The following is a 1,273-nucleotide window of genomic DNA, read 5'->3' on the forward strand; positions in this document are numbered from 1 at the left end:
CTAGGGCCTGTTGCGAAAGTGGATCAAGGTCGTAGATGATCACGGTCTGTGGGACGTGGTGATCTGACGAACAGCCAGTGGGAGCGGCTGGAGCCGTTGCTGCCGGTGGGCAAGAAGCCGGGCCGCCCGCGGACGTGGACTCGTCGGCAGTTGATCGATGGCATACGGTGGCGGACTCGGACCGGGGCGCCCTGGCGTGACCTGCCTGAGCGGTACGGGCCGTGGGACCGGGCCTACGACCTGTTCCGGCGGTGGCAGCGTGACGGCACCTGGAAGCGCATCTTCGAACAGTTGCAGGCCGAGGCCGACGCAAAAGGCCTGATCACGTGGGACGTGAGTGTGGACTCCACTATCGCGCGCGCCCACCAGCATGCCGCTGGAGCGCGTAAAAAGGGGCTCTACAGAAGGAGCCTCCCGGTGGCGTCGACACGGAGCCCGACGACCACGGACTCGGGCGCTCGCGCGGCGGGCTGACCACCAAGCTGCACCTGGCGGTCGAGCAGGGACAGAAGCCGCTGTCCCTGCTCGTCACCGCCGGCCAGCGGCACGACAGTCCCCAGTTCCAGCCGGTCCTGGACGCCATCCGAGTGCCCAGGACCGGCCCCGGCCGCCCCCGCACGAAGCCGGACAGGGTCCGCGCGGACAGGGCGTACGGCTCCCGCGCGAACCGCTCCTACCTGCGCCGACGCGGCGTGAAGTGCACCATCCCGGAGAAGGCGGACCAGATCCGCAACCGTCGGAAGCTCGGCTCCCGAGGCGGCCGCCCGCCCCAGTTCGACAAGGACGACTACAAGCAGCGGCACGCGGTCGAGTGCGGGATCAACCGGCTCAAGCGCCACCGCGCGGTCGCCACGAGGTACGACAAGCTCGCCGTCCGCTATCACGCGACGGTGCTGGTCGCCGCCATAAACGAATGGCTGTGAGGCGCCCTGGGTGCGACCATGCGGCAGTGAACGCAGATCTCCCCGACGGATGGACGATCGAGCGGGTCCGTTCCGTCTCCGGCGACGCCGAAGCGGATCTGCTCTCGCTTGAACGACTCGTCGTTGTCGAACAGCCCGGCTCCGCGGACTACGACGTCCTCCAGCCTGACGTCATCCTTTCCTTCCATGACCTGTGCCTCGCCCGAGCTGACGACGAGTGGTTCATGGGGCAGCTCGCCGCCGACGGCTCGCTCATCTGCTGGGCCTCCTACGGCCCTGACCTGGCCGAAGCCATTCGTGGTCTGTGAGCCACGCGGGCGACCTTGATCCACTTTCGCAACAGACCCTAG

Annotated in this window: 2 protein-coding genes; both read left to right on the plus strand. The window is 68.0% G+C overall.

Features of this window, described 5'->3' with window-relative positions; translation table 11 throughout:
• The first annotated feature begins 48 nt into the window (after positions 1-48).
• A protein-coding gene (locus AB0M03_RS39635; protein ID WP_363501707.1) for an IS5 family transposase occupies positions 49-923 on the plus strand; the annotation gives its coding sequence in 2 pieces (ribosomal slippage) (positions 49-393 and positions 396-923; 873 coding nt in all).
• A 26-nt stretch (positions 924-949) separates the two neighbouring features.
• Complete coding sequence (locus AB0M03_RS39640; RefSeq protein ID WP_363501710.1) at positions 950-1,231, plus strand: hypothetical protein; 282 nt, start codon at positions 950-952, stop codon at positions 1,229-1,231.
• The last annotated feature ends 42 nt before the right edge of the window (positions 1,232-1,273 follow it).

Source organism: Kitasatospora sp. NPDC051914, from assembly GCF_040680995.1.
Classification (GTDB): Bacteria; Actinomycetota; Actinomycetes; order Streptomycetales; family Streptomycetaceae; genus Kitasatospora.